We start from the raw sequence: 515 nt of genomic DNA, 5'->3' as shown, positions 1-515 counted from the left end.
GCCTAGGGCCACCTGAATGACGGCTTCGTCGAGGGCGTCGGTGGTCATCCCGTCAAAGAGGGTGATCTCCACCTCTGCCTGCAGCAGGGTTGCCCGGGCGACGGCGTCGTCAAGGCCGCGGGCCGAGTCCATGATCGAGGCAGCGACTTCGTTGCCGTCGTAGGGGGCTAAAGACCCGTCACGCTTGCGGACGCGGATGGTCGAAATGGGGTCGGCGCTCATTGCAATTCCTCCGTGCGATGCCGTGGGCACGCGACCGGGCGGAATGCGGCAGGGACAGTGGTCCCCCTGAACGCTGCGATACTTCCCGCGAGATCGCGAACCGGGCCCCGCGGTTGCGGGACCACACCTGGCAGGTCTTCGGGCTCATGAGCTCGTCCTGATCGGACTCCTACTAGCCGTCGCTTCCCATGCCAAAGCACAGTGCGTCATGACGGCGGTCGTTCTCATATACCGCTGCGGGGCAGCTCCGGATTCACACCGGATTCCCTCTTGGCCCGTGCGAACACGGGAAC

1 protein-coding gene and 1 riboswitch are annotated in these 515 nt (G+C 65.2%); the gene reads right to left on the bottom strand.

All coding sequences use genetic code 11. From position 1 onward, the window contains the following. The coding region (locus PSH48_RS20785) for an ATP cone domain-containing protein (protein ID WP_240410423.1) at positions 1-222 on the bottom strand (222 nt) is incomplete at its 3' end. A gap of 112 nt (positions 223-334) precedes the next feature. Beyond that, a riboswitch (cobalamin riboswitch) is annotated at positions 335-515 on the bottom strand. This riboswitch is flagged as partial in the annotation.

It is taken from the genome of Pseudoalteromonas sp. Angola-4, assembly GCF_028599265.1.
GTDB lineage: Bacteria > Pseudomonadota > Gammaproteobacteria > Enterobacterales > Alteromonadaceae > Pseudoalteromonas > Pseudoalteromonas atlantica.
The sequence above is the reverse complement of the archived record's forward strand: the minus strand, read 5'-3'. Positions and strand labels throughout refer to the sequence as shown.